Annotated in this window: 15 protein-coding genes; 8 read left to right on the forward strand and 7 right to left on the reverse strand. The window is 66.0% G+C overall.

The window, feature by feature from the left end; all coding sequences use genetic code 11:
- Window positions 1-104: 104 nt before the first annotated feature.
- Together AWB70_RS38690 and AWB70_RS08375 are read right to left on the reverse strand one after the other, a co-directional pair.
- Window positions 105-254, reverse strand: coding sequence for a hypothetical protein (locus AWB70_RS38690; RefSeq protein ID WP_159680190.1), 150 nt, complete (start codon window positions 252-254; stop codon window positions 105-107).
- A 58-nt stretch (window positions 255-312) separates the two neighbouring features.
- Window positions 313-1,464, reverse strand: coding sequence for an acyl-CoA dehydrogenase family protein (locus tag AWB70_RS08375; RefSeq protein WP_053571359.1), 1,152 nt, complete (start codon window positions 1,462-1,464; stop codon window positions 313-315).
- 242 nt (window positions 1,465-1,706) lie between these two features.
- Here AWB70_RS08375 and AWB70_RS08380 point away from each other — a divergent pair, with 242 nt between their 5' ends.
- From AWB70_RS08380 to AWB70_RS08415, 8 genes are all read left to right on the forward strand, one after another.
- On the forward strand, window positions 1,707-2,582 hold the full coding sequence (locus AWB70_RS08380) for a MaoC family dehydratase (protein ID WP_053571360.1): 876 nt from the start codon (window positions 1,707-1,709) through the stop codon (window positions 2,580-2,582).
- Between the two features lie 24 nt (window positions 2,583-2,606).
- Entirely contained in the window at window positions 2,607-3,356 is a 750-nt protein-coding gene (locus AWB70_RS08385) for an SDR family NAD(P)-dependent oxidoreductase (protein ID WP_053571361.1), read from the forward strand.
- A gap of 92 nt (window positions 3,357-3,448) precedes the next feature.
- Complete coding sequence (locus AWB70_RS08390) at window positions 3,449-4,654, forward strand: acetyl-CoA C-acetyltransferase (protein WP_053571362.1); 1,206 nt, start codon at window positions 3,449-3,451, stop codon at window positions 4,652-4,654.
- A 16-nt stretch (window positions 4,655-4,670) separates the two neighbouring features.
- Window positions 4,671-6,635, forward strand: a complete 1,965-nt coding sequence (locus AWB70_RS08395; protein WP_053571363.1) for an AMP-binding protein — start codon at window positions 4,671-4,673, stop codon at window positions 6,633-6,635.
- Between the two features lie 81 nt (window positions 6,636-6,716).
- Complete coding sequence (locus tag AWB70_RS08400; RefSeq protein WP_053571364.1) at window positions 6,717-7,898, forward strand: CaiB/BaiF CoA transferase family protein; 1,182 nt, start codon at window positions 6,717-6,719, stop codon at window positions 7,896-7,898.
- A 512-nt stretch (window positions 7,899-8,410) separates the two neighbouring features.
- Window positions 8,411-9,697: an MFS transporter gene (locus AWB70_RS08405; RefSeq protein ID WP_053571365.1), complete on the forward strand. Its 1,287-nt coding sequence runs from the start codon at window positions 8,411-8,413 to the stop codon at window positions 9,695-9,697.
- Window positions 9,698-9,708: 11 nt separating this feature from the next.
- Complete coding sequence (locus AWB70_RS08410) at window positions 9,709-11,331, forward strand: GMC family oxidoreductase (RefSeq protein WP_053571366.1); 1,623 nt, start codon at window positions 9,709-9,711, stop codon at window positions 11,329-11,331.
- Window positions 11,332-11,355: 24 nt separating this feature from the next.
- The gene (locus AWB70_RS08415) at window positions 11,356-12,834 is read left to right on the forward strand and encodes an aldehyde dehydrogenase (protein WP_053571367.1); all 1,479 of its coding nucleotides are present in this window, start codon (window positions 11,356-11,358) and stop codon (window positions 12,832-12,834) included.
- 72 nt (window positions 12,835-12,906) lie between these two features.
- Here AWB70_RS08415 and AWB70_RS08420 read toward each other — a convergent pair whose 3' ends face one another.
- The 5 genes from AWB70_RS08420 to AWB70_RS08440 form a co-directional block, all read right to left on the reverse strand.
- On the reverse strand, window positions 12,907-13,836 hold the full coding sequence (locus AWB70_RS08420; protein WP_053572078.1) for a LysR family transcriptional regulator: 930 nt from the start codon (window positions 13,834-13,836) through the stop codon (window positions 12,907-12,909).
- Between the two features lie 87 nt (window positions 13,837-13,923).
- Complete coding sequence (locus AWB70_RS08425; protein WP_053571368.1) at window positions 13,924-15,072, reverse strand: CaiB/BaiF CoA transferase family protein; 1,149 nt, start codon at window positions 15,070-15,072, stop codon at window positions 13,924-13,926.
- Between the two features lies 1 nt (window position 15,073).
- Entirely contained in the window at window positions 15,074-16,327 is a 1,254-nt protein-coding gene (locus AWB70_RS08430) for a CaiB/BaiF CoA transferase family protein (RefSeq protein ID WP_053571369.1), read from the reverse strand.
- Between the two features lie 63 nt (window positions 16,328-16,390).
- Window positions 16,391-16,819, reverse strand: coding sequence for a Zn-ribbon domain-containing OB-fold protein (locus tag AWB70_RS08435; protein ID WP_053571370.1), 429 nt, complete (start codon window positions 16,817-16,819; stop codon window positions 16,391-16,393).
- 19 nt (window positions 16,820-16,838) lie between these two features.
- The gene (locus AWB70_RS08440) at window positions 16,839-18,050 is read right to left on the reverse strand and encodes a thiolase family protein (protein WP_063786749.1); all 1,212 of its coding nucleotides are present in this window, start codon (window positions 18,048-18,050) and stop codon (window positions 16,839-16,841) included.
- Window positions 18,051-18,058: the final 8 nt, after the last annotated feature.

Raw genomic sequence — 18,058 nt, forward strand, 5'->3', positions numbered from 1 at the left:
GGGCAATGGCAACTCGGTCGGAAAACTCGGGGTTTTCCCGGCGAATGCGCTTTCAAGGCGCGCGTGTCGGGCCGGTCGAAGTACGGAACAGTAGCGCGCCGACGTCAGTCGCGGTGATGAAAGAGCGGCGCGTGATCCATCCAGTCGTAGTGGCCCGCGCCGCTTGTCCATGCCCAGTTGACGTTATCGCGCCGTGCACCGCTCGAATCCGCGCTGACCGCCGATGGTCCGGCGCCGATCGTCTGTTCATCCACGGCACGCTGTTCATTACAGCGTTTGCCAGAGTCCGTCATTACATCCTCTCCCTCGGCGTTATTGAGCATCGCGAATCATGGCGCGGGCGATCACCAGTTGCTGAATCTGGGTCGTGCCTTCATAGATGCGGAACAGCCGCACATCGCGGTAGAAGCGCTCGATGCCATACTCGGCCATGTAGCCCGCACCGCCGAAAATCTGCACGGCGCGGTCAGCCACGCGGCCGCACATTTCGGACGCGAACAGCTTGGCGCAGGACGCCTCGGTGCTCACCGGCAGCTTGTCGTCGCGGCGGCGCGCGGCGTCCAGCACCATGCAGCGGGCCGCATAGATTTCGGCACGGCTGTCGGCCAGCATGGCTTGCACGAGCTGGAAATCGGCGATCGGCTTGCCGAACTGCGTGCGCTCCACCGCGTACGACAACGCCATCGACAACATGCGTTCGGCCACGGCCACACACACCGCGGCGATGTGGATGCGGCCCTTGTCCAGCACCTTCATCGCGGTCTTGAAGCCTTGCCCTTCCTTCCCGCCGATCAGGTTGGCCGCCGGCACGCGCACGTTGTCGAAGATCACGTCGCAGGTATGCGCGCCCTTCTGCCCCATCTTCTTGTCGCGCTTGCCGAAGCTTAAGCCCGGCGTCTTCGCATCGACGATGAATGCCGAAATGCCCCCCGAGCCTTTGTCTTCCGGATTGGTCCGGGCCATGAGCGTGAAGATGCCCGCGTGGGGCGCATTCGTGATGAAGCGCTTGGTGCCGTTGACCACGTAGTCGTCGCCGTCCCTGATCGCCGTCGTGCGAAGCGAGGCCGCGTCGGAGCCGGCTTCCGGCTCGGTCAGCGCAAAGGAGGCGATCAGTTCGCCGGTGGCTAAGCGCGGCAGGTATTTCTCCTGTTGCTCGGGCGTACCGTCGAACAGGATGCCCTGCGAACCGATGCCTACGGTCGTCCCCAGCAGCGAGCGGAATACCGGCGAAGCGCGGCACAGCTCGAACACCGCGAGCACTTCCTCTTCCATCGTCAGTTCGAGGCCGCCGAAGCGCTCGGGAATGGTGAGACCGAAGAGGCCCATCGCCTTCATGTCGGCGACGATATCGTCGGGAATCTCGTCGGTTTCGGCCACCAATTCCTCGTTGGGCACGAGGCGCTCGCGCACGAATCGGGCGATGGAGTCGAGCAGGCCGTTGAGCGTTTCTTGATCGCGAATCATGTCGGTACGCTTGAAAGATTGAGGAACACGACAGGATGCTGCGCCGGGCGGCCGATCCGGAACAACCTCATTGGCGAAAACGTTCCGGAAGATGGAATCGTCCCCGCAAGACGGGCACGCGCGCCGACTTCCGGGACCGGCAGGACGTCTACCAAGGTACGGAACAATGGTCGCGCTTCCGTTGACCGGCGGGCGGTGCGGACCCATCGTACGAACTCGAATCAAACGATGCCACGTTCGCCATGCCGCTCCGAGCCGATTACTTGTTGAACCGTCCGTTTCCTTCCATCGAGCAGGCTTACTCGCTGCGCGATAGCCAGGTTTATGCCCTCGGTCTCGGCCTTGGAGCCGACCCACTCGACGCAGGGCAATTGCGTTATGTCTACGAAGGCAGTGACGGTCAGTCGCTGCGCGCGTTGCCGACGATGGCGAACGTGCTCGCCTACCCCGGTTTCTGGGCGCGCGAAGCGGACACGGGCATCACCTGGCAAAAGATCCTGCACGCCGAGCAGGAGATCAGGATCCACGCACCGTTGCCGGCCAGCGGACGCATCAACGGCACGACGCGCATTACCGGGCTGTGGGACAAGGGCCCCGGCAAGGGCGCGTTCCTGCAGCAGACGCGCGAGATCGCCGACGCGCAAACGGGCCGCCCGCTGGCGACCGTCGTGCAACTGAGCCTGTTGCGCGGCGACGGCGGCTTTGGCGCAGGCGGCAGCGCCGGTGCGCCGCCCGCGCCCCATGCGATGCCGGACGGCGCGCCCGACCACGTATGCGATCTCGCGACACCCGAGCAGCTTGCGCTGATCTACCGCCTGAGCGGCGACCTTAATCCGCTGCATGCCGACCCCGCCGTGGCCGCCGCGGCGGGCTTTGCGCGCCCCATTCTGCACGGCATGGCCCTGATGGGCGTCGCCGCCCATGCGGTGCTGCGCACGGTGCTCGATTACGACGACGCGCGCTTCGCGGGCATGCGCGTGCGCTTCACGGCGCCCGCTTGGCCCGGCGACACGCTGCGTACCGAGATGTGGATGCGCGGCAGCACGGTGTCGCTACGCGTGACCGCCGTCGAACGCAATGTCGTGGTTCTGAACAATGCGCGGGTCGATCTGCGCTGATCAATATTTTCTCAGGAGAGACACATGGATCTGGGTTTGACCGGCAAGGTCGCGATCGTCACCGGTTCGGCGCGCGGGCTAGGCGCCGCCACGGCGCGGCGTCTCGCGCAGGAAGGCGCGAAGGTCGTCATCACCGACATCAACGCTGAACTCGCGCAAGCCACCGCGACGGCGCTGCAGGACGAAGGACTGGCCGCGCACTGCGTCGTGGGCGACATCACACGCGAAGCCGACGTCCAGCGCGTCGTGGATGAAACGGTCGCGCATTTCGGCGGCGTGCACGTTCTAGTCAACAACGCCGGTGCGCCGCGCGACAAGTATCTCGTGAAGATGAGCGCGGACGACTGGGACTTCGTGATGAACGTCATGCTCAAGGGCGCGTTTCTGGCCGCCCGGACCGTCATGCCGCATTTCATCGAACAGGGCTGGGGGCGGCTCATCAACATCAGTTCGCGCGCGTATCTCGGCAACCCCACGCAGGCGAACTATTCGGCTGCCAAGGCAGGCCTGATCGGCATGGCAAAGGCGCTGTCCATGGAGGAAGGCCGCTACGGCATCACCTCGAACTGCGTCGCGCCCGGCTTCATGGAAACGGAAATGGTGCAGGCGCTTCCGACCTACGAAACGATCAAAGAGCGCGCCGTGGCCGCCCAGCCGATCAAGCGCGTCGGACGCCCGGACGACATCGCGGACGCGGTGGCCTTCCTCGCCAGCGAGCGCGCGGGCTTTATCAGCGGCGAAGTGCTGCACGTCACCGGCGGACGCTACGGCTGATCGCGCAACGGCAGAACAGGAACGATAGCCGCCAGCGCGCGACAGGCGAGCGCTGGCGGTGCAAGATTGATGACATTGAAGAGGCATTCGAAATGAAACGAGCAGCCATCGTCTCCCCGCTGCGCACCCCCGTGGGCGCGTTCGGCGGAGCGTTGAAGGGCGTTCCCGTCGAGGAACTCGGCGCCACGGTCGCGCGCGCCATCGTGGAGCGCACCGGTCTGGATCCCGCGCGCATCGATGATGTCGTGTTCGCGCAGAGCTATGCCAGCGGCGAGACGCCGTGCACCGGGCGCTGGGTCGCGCTGCAGGCGGGCTTTCCGATCGAAGTGGCGGGCATGCAGCTCGACCGGCGCTGCGGCGGCGGCGTGCAGGCGCTGGCCACGGCGGCGATGATGGTGCAGACCGGCGCGGCCGACGTCGTCATGGCCGGCGGCGTCGAGAGCATGAGCAACGTCGAGTTCTATACGACCGACATGCGCTGGGGCAAGCGCGCGGGTTCGGTCACGATGCACGACCGGCTCGACCGCGGCCGTGAGCGCTCGCAGCCGGAAAGCCGCTTCGGCCGTATCAGCGGCATGATCGAGACGGCGGAGACGCTGGCGCGCGAGTACGACATCACGCGCGAGGCATCGGACCGCTTCGCCGCGCGCAGCCATCGGCGCGCCGCCGCCGCGCAGCAAGCCGGACATTTCGATGCCGAGATCGTTGCCGTCCCGGTGCCGCAGCGCAAGGGCGATGCGGTGATCGTGAAGCAGGACGAAGGCGTGCGCGGCGAGACGACGGCGGAGAGCCTCGCCAAGCTGCGCAGCATCATGAAGGAAGGTGTCGTCACCGCGGGCAACGCCTGCCAGCAGAACGACGCCGCGGCTGCCTGCCTGATCGTCGCCGAGGACAAGCTCGACGAGCTGGGCCTCACGCCGATGGGCTGGCTGGTCGGCTGGGCCGCCGCGGGCTGCGATCCGGCGCGCATGGGTATCGGCCCCGTGCCCGCCGTGCAGAAGGTGCTTGTGCGCACCGGGCTGACATTCGACCAGATGGATCTGATCGAGCTCAACGAGGCCTTTGCGTGTCAGGCGCTGGCCTGCGTCAAGGGCTGGGGCAGTACCATGGACGCGCTGGAAGACAGGCTCAACGTGAACGGCTCGGGCATCTCGCTGGGCCATCCCGTGGGGGCGACGGGCGTGCGCATCATGAGCACGCTGCTGCACGAAATGCAGCGCCGCGAGGCCCGCTATGGCCTGGAGACGATGTGCATCGGCGGCGGCCAGGGCATCGCGATGATTTTCGAACGCGCCTGAAGGCAGGAGACAGATCATGAGCAACCTGGAATCTGGTCACGCGTCCGGTCACATCTGGCAGCCGGGCGAGCGCGAACTGCAGAACGCCGGCATCGTCACGCTGATGCGCGCGCTGGACGTGCGTTCGTATGACGAACTGATGCGCGTGTCGATCGCGGAGCCGGAGCGCTACTGGCAAACCGTGATGCGCGAATGCGCGATCGCGTGGGATGTGCCGCCCACCGGCTACGCGGACCTCTCGCGCGGCCCGCAGTTTCCGAGCTGGTTTCCCGGCGGCCGGCTCAACTGGGTCAACACGATCTATGCGTGGGCACGCCGTCCTGCCACGGCGCAGCAAAAGGCGGTGGTGGCCGAACGCGAGGACGGCAGCGTGAGCACGCTGACCTATGCGGAACTGGAGCAGCGCGTGCGCGATTTCGCGGCGGGCCTCTCGAGCCACGGTGTCAAAGAAGGCGACCGTATCGGCCTGCTGATGGAAAACGGCGTCGAAGCGACCATCTCGCTTCTGGCCATCGTGCATCTGGGCGCGCTGGTCGTGCCGCTCTTCAGCGGCTTCGGCGTCGATGCGATCGTCGCACGCCTGTCGGCCGCCGAGGCGCGTTTCGTGATCGCGTCCACGGGCTTCGCGCGCCGCACCAAGCGCGTGAACGTGGAAGGCGCGTTGCGCGACGCATGGCGTCAGTTGCCGCTGCTCGAACATGTGGTCTGGAAGCGCGCCGAAGGCGAAACGGCGCGGGACGAACGCGACTTGGACTGGCAGGAAACTTCAGTCGCCGCGCAGGGGCAAGGCACGGACGCCGTCATCGTGACGCCCGACACGGCCTTCATGGTGATCTACACGTCCGGCACCACGGGCAAGCCCAAAGGCGTGGTGCACACGCACGGCAGTTTCCCGATCAAAGTCGCGCACGACTCGCTGGTTCATTTCGACGTGCATCCCGGCGATGTCTACTGCTGGCCCGCCGATATGGGCTGGATCGCGGGCACGCTGGTGCTCGGCTGCGCGCTGCTGCGCGGCGCGACGCTCGTGTGCTACGACGGCGCGCCCGATTATCCCGACTGGTCGCGCATGTCGCGCGTGGTCGAACGGCACCGGATCACGCACTTCGGTTCGGCGCCCACGCTGATTCGCGGCATGGCGAGCCACGAAGCGCTGGCGCTGGCGGGTGACCGCTCGACAGTGCGCTTGCTGATCACGGCAGGCGAAGGCATCGCGCCGGAGCACTTCAACTGGTTCCTGCAACGCTTCGGCGACGGCACGGCGCCCGTCATCAACTACACGGGCGGCACGGAGGCTTCCGGCGCCTTGCTCGCCAGCGTGCCGATCCGCCCGATTCCACCGAGCGGCTTCAACACGGTCTCGCCCGGCGTCGCGGCGGACGTGGTGAATGCCGAGGGCGAAAGCGTGACGGGTGTTGTGGGCGAACTGGCCATGCGAGCGCCCTTCGTCGGCATGACGCAATCGTTCTGGCGCGACGACGAGCGCTATCTGGAAACATACTGGCAGACCATTCCCGGAATCTGGGTGCATGGCGACCTGGCGCTGCGCACGCCCGAGGGCAACTATTTCATGATGGGACGCTCCGACGACACGCTCAAGGTCGCCGGCAAGCGTCTCGGACCGGCCGAGGTGGAAGAAGTCGTGCTGGAACTGGCCGACGTATCCGAAGCGGCTGCCATCGGCGTGGCGGATGCCGACAAGGGGCAGAAGCTAGTCGTCTTTGTCGTGCCGAAGCCCGACGCGAGCGTCGTGGCCGCGGAGTTGACGTCGATCGTCTCGGCTCATGTCGACAAGCGCCTCGGGCGGCCGTTCCGGCCCGGCTGCGTGCATGTCGTCGCGCAATTGCCGAAGACGCGCAGCTCCAAGATCATGCGGCGCGTGATCCGCAGCGTGTATTGCGGCTTGCCGCCCGGCGATCTGTCGTCGCTGGACAATCCCGCCGCGCTCGACGAAGTGCGCTCGGCTGCGAGCTCCGGCTGACTCACCGTCTGGACATCCAACGATGTGTGCGCGTGCGAGGCGCAATCGGAACTGCTACCTGATCGAAAACGTGAACAAGACATGAAAGTACTCGAAGGCATCAAGGTCCTCGATTTCGGACGCTTCATCGCCGGGCCGTTCTGTTCGGCGCTGCTGGCCGATTATGGCGCCGACGTCATCCGCATCGACCGCGTCGGCGGCGGCGAAGACCGCTTCATCGTGCCCGTGACCGAACAGGGCGAAGGCGCGTTGTTCCTGCAGGTCAACCGCAACAAGCGCTCCATGACGCTCGACCTCGATAGTCCCGAGGGGCGCGACATCGTGCGCAAGCTGGTGGCCGACGCCGACGTGGTGATCGCCAACATGCCGCCCCGCACGCTCAAGAGCCTGGGCCTGGATTACGAGAGCCTTTGCGAGATCAGGCGCGACATCATCCTCGTCGCCTCCAACGCGTTCGGCAACAGCGAGGCCGTGCGCGACCGCGTGGGCTTCGACGGCGTCGGCCAGGCCCTGAGCGGCGCGGTCTACATCGCGGGCACGCCCGACCGGCCGCAAAAGGCCATGGTGCCCGTGGTGGACTTCGCCACGGCGTTTTCCTGCGCGCTCGGGGTCATGCTGGCGCTCTACGAACGTCAGCGCAGCGGCATGGGTCAGGAAGTCACCGCCTCGCTGCTGTGCACGGGCCTGAACATGGCAAGCGGCGCGCTGATCGAGGAAGCGTTGCTCGGCCTGGACCGCCAGGCCACGCTGAATCGCGCATCAGGTTATGCGCCGTCCGACATCTTCAAGGCGAAGGACGGATGGTTCATCACCCAGGTCATCGGACGGCCGATGTTCAAGCGCTGGACTCAACTGATCGGCCAGCCGGAACTGCTCGACGATCCGCGTTTTGCCGACGACACGCTACGTGGCGAGAATGGCGAAATCCTGAGCGATCTCATGAGCCGATGGTGTGCGGACAAGACGCAGGCCGAGGCGCTCCGCGCGCTGGAGACGGCCCGCATTCCGGCGAGCCCTGTCAACTCGCCGCGCCAGGTGCTGGAGGACGACACCATCAAGGCCGCGGATGTGATTCGCTGGATGGACTATCCTGGCGCGCCGAAGAAGGTGCCGATCTTCGCCACACCCGTTTCGCTGTCACGCACGCCGCCGGAAATCCATACCCGGCCGCCGCTGACGGGCGAGCATACCGAGGAGATTCTGGCCGGGCTCGGACTCGATGCCCAGATGGTCGCCGATTTGCGGTCGCGCAAGATCGTCTGACGGGGCTCAGGCGCCAGGTAGCATCAACGGCGTGGTGCTGAAGCGTTCGAACGCATCGAAACTTCGGAGTGCATTGGAAGATGCAATCTGACTGGATATAGCGTCCCCGCATATCCCTTCCGTACATACATCAGAAATCCCCTCCTTCACACAGGGCGCCGCGACGCCCACTCTCCTGCCAACCGGAAGCCGGTTAGCGCGTGCCGGACAGATTCGTCACCGTCGAATCGAGACTTCGGAAACGCTCAATTGGCTTGCCGTGGACATGCTCTTACTCTAGTCGTGACGAATCGGATTCGCTTCGAATTCCCCGTACAGGCAGCAGCCGGGAACCACAGCAGATTCGTCCGCGAGTGCAACAGTTTGCGTGGCTGTAATCGACACACTTCAAAGAGCCGGGCCCAGCCCGTCGACGAGCAACAGCGGAATCGCGAGCAGGTTCGTCGCGCCCGTCGCACCTCCCGACGATCTGCCCGGCTACAAGACCTGCACAACAAAGGTAAGGAGACAACGTGAGTCAAGCAACGCCGCCGGTCCGCAGCAGTCTATTCGTTATCCTTCTCTGTTTTCTGACCCTCGTAGCCGACGGCTACGATCTGATCGTGTACGGGACGACCGTTCCGCATCTGCTGAACGAACCCGGCTGGCATCTCAGCCCCGCCGGCGCGGGCATGATCGGAAGCTGGACGCTGGTCGGCCTGATGGTCGGACTGGCGGCGGCAGGACCGCTGACCGATAGCATCGGACGGCGTCGCCTGCTCATGGCGGGTGTCCTCTGGTTCTCCGTGGGTTCGATCGTCTGCGCGCTCGCGACCTCGCCGACGTTCCTGGGCGCAGCGCGCTTCGTCACCGGCATCGGCATGGGCGGCGTCGTGCCTTCGGCGGTCGCGCTGTCGGTCGAGTACGCGCCAAAGTCGCGGCGCCAGCTATACAACGCGCTGACCCTGACTGGCTACTCGGTGGGCGGCATCGTGTCCGCGTTGCTCGCCATCGCATTGCTTCACGAGCATGGGTGGCGCACCTTGTACGCACTCGGCGCGTTCTACGCACTGATCCTTCCGGTGATGTACTTCTTTCTTCCCGAGTCGGTGGACTTTCTCGTCGATCGTGGCCGGCTCGACGAGGCACGCAAGCTCGCAACCCGGTATTCGCTCGATTTCGACCAGATCCTGCGCGACAAGCACGCGCAGCGCGCGCCGCTCGATGGCGTGCGAGCGAAAAGCGGATATCAACTGGTGCTTTCTCGCGAATTTCGCGCGACCGCGCTGCTGCTCGCGTTCATGACGTTCTGTGTCCAGCTCATCATCTACGGGCTCAATGCGTGGCTGCCTCAGTTGATGCGTTCGGCCGGCTATCCGCTCGGCTCGTCGCTGCAGTTCCTGCTGGTGATGCAACTGGGCGCCGTCGTGGGCATGCTCGGCGGCGCGTGGCTGGCCGATCGCCTCGGATCGAGACACGTGATGCTTCCGTTTCTCGTCATCGGCGGACTGTCGTTGATCGCGCTGAGCCAGAAGCTCGATTTCGCATGGCTGATGCTCGCCGTGTTCGGCGCCGGGCTCGGTTCGATCGGCACCAGCAGCCTGATCTACGGTTACATCGCCGCGCATTTCCCGGCGGCGTGCAGAGGGTCCGCGCTTGGCGGCGCGCAGGCCATCGGGCGCTTCGGCTCGATTCTGGGACCGATGATCGGCGGCTGGATCGTCGGGTCCAACCTCGGGCTGCACTGGAACTTCTATGCGTTCGCGATCCCCGCCGTCATTGCGGCGACGATCGTCCCGTTGATCCCGAAGGCGCAATAAGAGCCGCTTCGATGGAAATCTACGACTACATCGTGGTGGGCGCGGGCTCGTCGGGCTGTGTGGTGGCGAGCCGCCTGTCCGAAGATCCCGCCGTTCGCGTGCTGCTCGTCGAAGCCGGTCCGGACATGAACACCTTCTGGGTGCGCACGCCTGCGGGCGGCGGCAAGCTGTTCATGGACAGGCGCTTCAACTGGGCGTTCGATACCGAGCCCGTGCCGACGCTCGGCGGACGCACCGTGTACTGGCCGCGCGGCAAGGGACTCGGCGGCAGCAGCTCGATCAACGGGATGATCTACATGCGCGGCCAGCCGGGCGACTTCGACCACTGGGCCGCGCTCGGCAACCCTGGCTGGAGCTGGGCCGAGGTGCTGCCCTACTTTGTGCGATCGGAGACGAATCAGCGCGGCGCGAACGATTATCACGGCGCCCAGGGTCCGCTGCACGTGAGCGACGCCGCGATCACGCACCCGACTGCCGACGACTTCATCGCCGCCGCGCAGCAGATCGGCATTCGCCGCAGCGAGGATCTCAACGGACCGCCGCACGAAGGCGTCGCGTACCGGCAATACACGATCCGCAACGGCCGCCGCCACACCTCGTATAACGCGTTCATCGAACCCGTGCGCCATCGTGGCAACCTGACCGTCCGCACGGGCGTGCGCGTGACGCGTGTGGCGCTGGAATCCGGCGAGGCGACCGGCATCGAGGTGCTCGAACGGGGCGAGCGGCGCATGATTGCCGCCACGCGAGAGGTGATCCTGTCGGGCGGCGCCCTCGCCTCGCCCCACCTGCTGATGCTGTCGGGCATCGGCGATGCCGCGGAACTGCGCCGGCACGGCATCGCCGCGACAGTCGAGTCTCCCGGCGTGGGCCGCAACCTGCAGGATCACTGGTTCGGCTCGTTCGCGTGGCGCGTCACGCCGGGAAGCTCGTACAACCACCGTCTGCGCGGGCTGCGGAAGTATCTGGAGGGCGCGCGCTACCTGCTCACGCGCGGCGGTTATCTCGCGATCGGCGCGGCCCCCGTGACGGCCTATGCGCGCAGCGAGCCCGGACGCCCCGAAGCGGACCTGCAACTCACGGTGAGTCCGATGACCTTCAAGTTCGACGCGTCCGGCGAGCCGGTCGTCGACGATTTCCCTGCCATCGGCGGATCGATGGTTCTGCTGACACCCGACTCGCGCGGCCATATGGCGCTCAAGTCGTCCGACCCGCTGCAAGCGCCCGCGTTTCATCCGAACTACCTGAGCGACGCGGGAGACATCCGCCGTTCGATCGCGGGCCTGCGGATGATGCGGCGCATTGCCGAAGCCGCACCGCTCGCGTCGCGGATCATTCACGAACTCGTGCCGGGCGCGCCGGCCACGACCGACGAGCAATTGCTGGCGCATCTCAGGACGAACGGCAACAGCGGCTGGCATCAGGTCGGCACGTGCCGGATGGGCGTCGACGAAAGGGCCGTCGTCGATCCCCGGCTGCGCGTGCACGGCGTCGGCAGGCTGCGTGTCGTCGACGCGTCCATCATGCCGCGAATCGTGGCGGGCAACACCAACGCGGCCTGCATCATGATCGGCGAAAAGGGCGCCGACATGATCCGCGCGGACGCCGCCCCGCCCCGCGCGGTTTCTATCTGAACTCCTCATTCAGGAAAGGCTTTCATGCAAGCAACCGAACGAACGATTCCGCTGAGGCATCCCGACGCCTTCTACATCGATGGCCATTGGATGCCCGCGCCCCACTCCGACACCTTCGAGGTGCTCGACTGCAGCACGGAACGCGTCGCGGCGCACGTCGCGCGAGCCGATGCGGAAATCGCCGCGCGTGCGATCGACGCCGCGCGCCGCGCCTTCGACCGTGGGCCATGGCCGCGCATGACGCCGGGCGAGCGCTCGGTCTATCTGGAAAAAATTGCGCAACGCCTGGAAGAAGCGAACGACGCGTTCGCGCGCGGCTGGAGCATCGAATCGGGCATCCTGCAGCGGATCGCCAAACCGCGCATCGGCCAGTTTCTCGGCGCGGCGTTTCGCCAGTACGCCGCGATGGCCGAGACGTATCCGTTCGTCGAACCGCGCCGCTCAGCCACCGGACATCAGGCTTACGCGGTGAAGGAACCGGCCGGCGTGGTACTTGCGATCGTTCCCTGGAACGGTCCTGCCGCACTGCTCGCCTACAAGGTCGCGCCGGCGCTGCTCGCGGGCTGCACGGTCGTCGTCAAGCCGTCGCCGGAAGCGCCCACGTCGGCGTATCTGTTCGCGCAGATCTGTGACGAGATCGGCTTGCTGCCCGGTGTCGTCAACGTCCTGACGGCCGACCGCGACGTATCCGAAACGATGGTCCGCAATCCGGCCGTCGACAAGATCACCTTTACCGGCTCGACATCGGCTGGCCGCAGCATCAGCGAGGCGGCAGCCGGCCGGATCGCGCGCGTCACGCTGGAACTGGGCGACAAATCGGCGGCGCTCGTTCTCGACGATTACGACATCGACGCGGCGGCCCAGGCGCTCGGCCAACCGTACTTCAGCTATCTGACCGGCCAGGTGTGCCACAGCCTGACGCGCATCATCGTTCCGCGCGCGAAGCACGACACCATGGTGGAAGCGTTGAGCGCGGCCGCGCGTGCGATGGTGCCCGGCGATCCCTTCGACGACGGCACGACGGTCGGTCCGCTTGCGACTGCGCGCCAGCGCGACACCGTCGAGCGCTACGTGGCCAAGGGCATCGCCGAAGGTGCGACGCTCGCCGCTGGCGGTGCGCGTCCGCGCCATTTGTCGCGCGGCTTCTTTTTCGAGCCGACGGTGTTCGGGAATGTCGACAACCGGGCGGCCATCGCGCAGGAAGAGATCTTCGGACCCGTGCTCTCGGTGATCGCCGCGGACAGCGAAGCGCATGCGATCGAACTCGCCAACGATTCCATCTTCGGGTTGAACGCCGTGGTGTTTACGTCCGACGCCGGGCGTGCACTGAATGTGGCACGGCGGCTGCGCACCGGCAGCGTCGGTCATAATGCGTCGCGCACCGACTTCTCGATCGGCTTCGGCGGGTTCAAGCAATCTGGTATTGGGCGCGAGGGCGGCGTCGAAGGGCTGAATGCGTTCGTCGAATCGAAGACCATCGTGCTCGACCAGCCGCTGGCATAACTCACGCCGAAAGCGCGGGCCGAGGCGATACGATCGGCCCGCCGCATGCCGTGCCGTCCGCCCGACCCTCCCTCACGCGGCCTGCGTGTCTCCCGGCTGATCGAGCAGTTGCTCGATCAACGCACGCGCAATCGGGTTCAACTCGCGACCGCGTGCCGTCGCGATCTGAACGCGCCGGACGGCCCACGGTTCCGCCAGGTCGAGCACGGCCACACGGCTGAACAGTTCATGGCTCACCATGCACTCCGGCTGAACCGACACGCCGAGCCCGGCCTGCACCAGACTGACGGCCACGCCTGCGCTCCTGACGCCGTATCGCGGCTCGAACTCTCTGCCGAGCCGGCGCGCGGCCGCCTGGATCGCGCCGAGCATCGCGCCGACCACGATCAGATTTTCCGACAGCAGATCCTGAATGGTGACGCTCGCGCGCCCGGCGAACGGGTGTCCCTGCGGAACGACGGCGATCAGCCGATCCTCCCGGTACGGCGTCACGTCGACACCGCCGAGATCGAGCTTGTGCGCCGCCGCGAATACGCCGACGTCGGCCTCGCCGCGCGCGACCGCCTGCACGACCTCGGCATTCTCCAGCTCGCTGATGACGAGATCGACGAGCGGATATTCGCGCTGGAAGTCGCCTATTTCACGCGCGAGAAACGGAACGATGATCGATCGCGCCGATGCAATCGTGAGCTCGCCGCGCATGCCGTCGGTGAACGACGCGATCTCCGCGCGCATGTCGTCGAGATTGTCGAAGATCCGGCGGATATAGCGGACGAGGACTGCGCCCGCGGGACTCGGCACGACCCCCTTCGGGCCGCGTTCGAGCAGCTTGATTCCCGCAACGTCCTCGAGCTCCTGAATGCGCTTGGTCGCCGTCGATGCGGCCACATTTTCGCGAATCGCCGCCAGGCCAATCTGCTGTTCCTCGACCGCCGACAGGAACAGCTTCAACGTGAGCAGATCGACCTGCCGGATCAGATGCAGGCGATTGAAAGTACTCATGTCTCCCCTCATGCACGCCTTGATGACGTTGTCGGAACCCGTGACCGATGTCCAGCACTGGAGTTCGGAAGCCATCGTACATCATCGTCAGCGGCTCGTATTGAGCAGCGTGTCGAGCGACGGATTGTCCGCGCCGATGTCCCGAGCCGCGTGTAAAGGCGGCGCGCGCTTGCCGTCGAACGACAGCGGCAGCCCGACCAGCCCGATCTCGTCGTCCGACGGCGTTTCGATGATGCCGAGCGCATGCGTCTGCGCATGATCGAGCACTTCCGCCGTCGTCTGGATGGGCGCCACGGGCACGCCAGCGGCCTGCAGCTTCGCCTGCCAGGCGGCGCGGGAATCGGTCGCCATGCGCTCGCCGATCAGGCGATCGATCTCCGTGCGGTTCTTGAGCCGCCCCGCATTGGTCGCGAACCGGTCGTCGAGCGCCCACTCGGGACGGCCGAGCGCCGCGCATAGCTTCCCGAACAGCGCGTCGTTCGCGGCGCTGACGATCAGGTGACCGTCGGTCGCCGAATAGGCGCGATGCGGCACGATGAACGCGACGCCCGAGCCGTGCCGGCCGCCGGTATCGCCATCGGCGCTGTAGTTCGCGACGTTGACCGTCATCCATGCCAGCGCCGTTTCCAGCAGCGATCCGTTGACGGTCGCGCCGCAATGCTTGACCTGACGGCGATACAGCGCCGCCAGAATCCCGACCGCCGCCCACAACCCCGAACCGAAATCGACGATCGACACGCCGGCGCGAACCGGCGCCTGCCCGTCCTCGCCGGTAATGCTCATGATCCCCGAGAACGCCTGCATCAGCGGATCGTAGCCGGGGAGCGTATTCATCGGCCCGAGATGGCCGAATGCGCCGATTTCGCAATAGACCAGCTCCGGCTTGGTCACGCGCAGGCTGTCGGCGTCGAGTCCGTACTGCGCGCTCGAACCCGGTCGCAGGTTGTGGAGGAACACGTCCGCGTGTTCCGCGATCAGCCGGTGCAGCGTCGCGAGTTGCTCGCGATCCTTGATATCGATGCAGATCGCGCGCTTGCCGCGATTGAGCCCGTGATACGCAGCGCCGCTGCCCTTCCATTCGCTCGGCCCCCAGCCGCGTGCCGAGTCGCCCGAGGGGCGCTCGACTTTCCACACCTCGGCACCCAGCGCCGCCAGGATCCTTCCGGCGAACGGCGCCGACGCGCTGTCGCTCAGTTCGACTACGACGACACCCGACAGCGGCAGATCGCGCAACATGTCAATTCTCCTGATTCAGTACTTTCTCGGTTTGCGGCTTGGCATCGGTATCGGCATCGGTATCGGGCGCGTAGATGCCGCCGGAACGCAGCATCGCGTCGATTTCGGCACGGCCAAAGCCATACTCCGTCAGCAGCGCCACCGAATGTTCGCCAAGCCGTGGCGCCGGATGGCGCAGTTCCGGCACGCTTTCGCTCCATTGCTGCGCAATGCCGAGCGTGCGGATCCGCCCTTCGGACGGATGATCCTGCTCCGCGAAGAATTCGACCGCCCTCATGTGCGGATCGTCGATGAGCGTTTCGGGCGTATTCATCTCGATCGCCGGGATATCGGCTTCGGTCAGCGCGCTCACCCATTCGGCCGTGGTCCGCGTCTCGAACACGCGCGCGAGAAACGCGTACAGATGCGCGATGTGCTCGGTGCGCCCGCCGATGTTGTTGAAGCGCGGATCGTCGGCCATCTCCGCATGCCCGGTCAGCACGAAGAAGCGCTTCCAGTGATGGTCCGCGTACACGTTCACGCCGATATAACCGTCGCGCGTGCGATACGGACGCCGATCCGGATTCATCATGCGCGCGTAGCCCCAGTCGCCGAGCGGCGGCACGAACGTGTGCCCGTACAGGTGATCGCCGAGCACGAAATGCGCGAAGGTTTCCATCATCGGCACGAATACCTGCTGGCCGACGCCGGTCTTCTCGCGCCAGTACAGCGCCATTGCGACCGCATTGCTGGTCGCCATGCCGACGACGCGGTCCGCGATGGCAGTCGCGACATAGTCCGGCGGGCCGTGCTTCCGGCTTTGCAGCACCGGCATGCCGACCGCGGCCTGAATCAGGTCGTCGTAGGCCGGGCGTGCGGCATAGGGGCCGTTTTGCCCGAACCCGAATGCGCCGCAGTAGATGATGCGGGGGTTGAGCGCGCGCACCTCCTCGTAGGCGACGCCCAGCTTCGCCATGGTGTGCGGCCGCATGCTGTACAGCAGGACGTCGGCCGCTTGCGCCATGCGTTTGAGCGTCGCGATGCCGTCCGGGTGCTTCAGGTCCAGCACGAGGCTGCGCTTGTTGCGGTTGAGATGCAGAAAAATGGGCCCCATGCCGGGATGCCGGCTGGGTCCGATGTTGCGCGTGGTGTCGCCGTCGCGCGATTCTATCTTGCACACGTCGGCGCCCATGTCCGCCAGCAACAGCGATGCATACGGGCCCATGAAATTCGACGTGAGGTCGAGTACGCGCACACCGTCGAGTGGTCCGGCCATGTCTCCTCCGTTTTTATGGATGACCGGGCGGCCGCCGCGTTTGCGGCGCGCCGCGCGAGATTGTCAGGATGCCGAAGGAACGAACACCGGCAGCTTCTGTTCGCCGCGCTGCACGAAGCGGACTTCGACGCGCTGGCCGATCCGTATCGCTTCGGGCGGCGCGTCGATCTGCGTGAACAGGTAATAGCCCTCGTCCATCCGGACGAAGCCGACCGTGTACGGCGCGATAGCGGCCCACACGGCTGTCGGGCCGCGCACGACCGTGCTGTGCGAATAGATCTCGCCAAGGCCGGACGACTCGGTCCAGCCAAGCGACTTCGCGCCGCAGTGCGTACAGAACGAATGGGCGGGCCAGACGGCTTCGTGGCAAGCGTTGCAGCGCTGGAACGTCAGCTTTTCTTCGGCCAGCGCGTCCCAGTAGGGCTGTGCGTCGAGCAGCCGGTACGGCTGCGGCCAGGTATTCGGTGTATTCGGCGAATGCGTTTCGGTCATGGAAGGTCTCGATCGAAAATCACGTTGCGGACGACAAAAGCAGCACGGCGCCCGCGGCCAGCATCCCGCCCGCGCCCTGCACGAGCACGGTTCGCGGGCGGCGCGCCGGCGCAAGCCCCAACGGCTGCCCGCGCAACTGCCTGACCGCCTCGACCATGCTGTCCATGTTGCACGAGATGCCGGGTTGCCCGAACGACAGCCAGCCGCCGTTCGTGTCGGTGGGAAGGTCGCCGTCGACACCCGTGCGCCCTTCGCGATAGAGATCGATGCCGCGCCCTTTCTTCGCGAAGCCCAGATCCTCCATCACGATCGGCCCCATGTGCGCGAAGTTCACCGAAATCTGCGCCATGTCGATGTCGGAAGGCGCGAGGCCCGACATCGCGTAGGCCTGCCGTGCCGCCTCGGCGGTCGCCGTGGTCGTCAGGTTCGGGAAAGCGCCGAGGCTGTCGAACCGGCATTCGCGCATGTTCATCCGGTCGGTCAGATATTCGTGCGTCGTGGCCGATCCGTAACCGAGCAGGTAGACGGGATCGCGTGCATCGCGCGCATTTTCGGGCGACGTCACGACGAGCGCACCGCCCGTTCCTCCGCCCCACGTCGAGCACATCCAGCGGCGTAGCGGCGTTGCGACATACGGCGACGACAGTACCGTCGCGCGGTCGATCTCGCCGAACTTCGCCTTCGCCGCGTGCGGATGATGGCGGCCCCAGCGCTGATTCGCGATCGCGACGTCGGCGAGGTCGCTTTCGGCGAGGCCGAACTCGTGAAAGTAGCGCTGCGCGGCTTGCGCATAGAGTGCCGGAATCGTCGGGCCGTAGGGAATCTCGAACTGGGGATCGGCGTCGGCTTCCGCGCCCATCGCGACCGCGTCGACGAACAGTTCCGTCGCGTCGCTCTGCAGGCACACCACGTACTCCGCGCGGCCGGCCGCGATCATCTGCGATGCGACCGCGAGCGTCGATGTCAGGCCCGCGCCATGCATCGTCAGTTCGCTCGTGATCGTCACCGGCATCTGCATGTGCGAGATGAAGATGTTGCTCCACTGGGAACGCTTGTCGGCCCACGGCGAACGGCCCGTGAACACCGCGTCGACCTGGTCTTTGCGGATGCCCGCATCGGCGAGCGCGTTCAACGTCGCCTCCGCGGCCAACTGCAACGGGTCCTTGCGATTCGCGCGGGATGCATACGCATCGCCCATGCCGATGATCGCCGCAACCGGACGAGGAGTCATGGCGATGC

Origin of the sequence: Caballeronia cordobensis, assembly GCF_001544575.2 — a bacterium.
In the GTDB taxonomy this organism is placed as follows: Bacteria; Pseudomonadota; Gammaproteobacteria; order Burkholderiales; family Burkholderiaceae; genus Caballeronia; species Caballeronia cordobensis.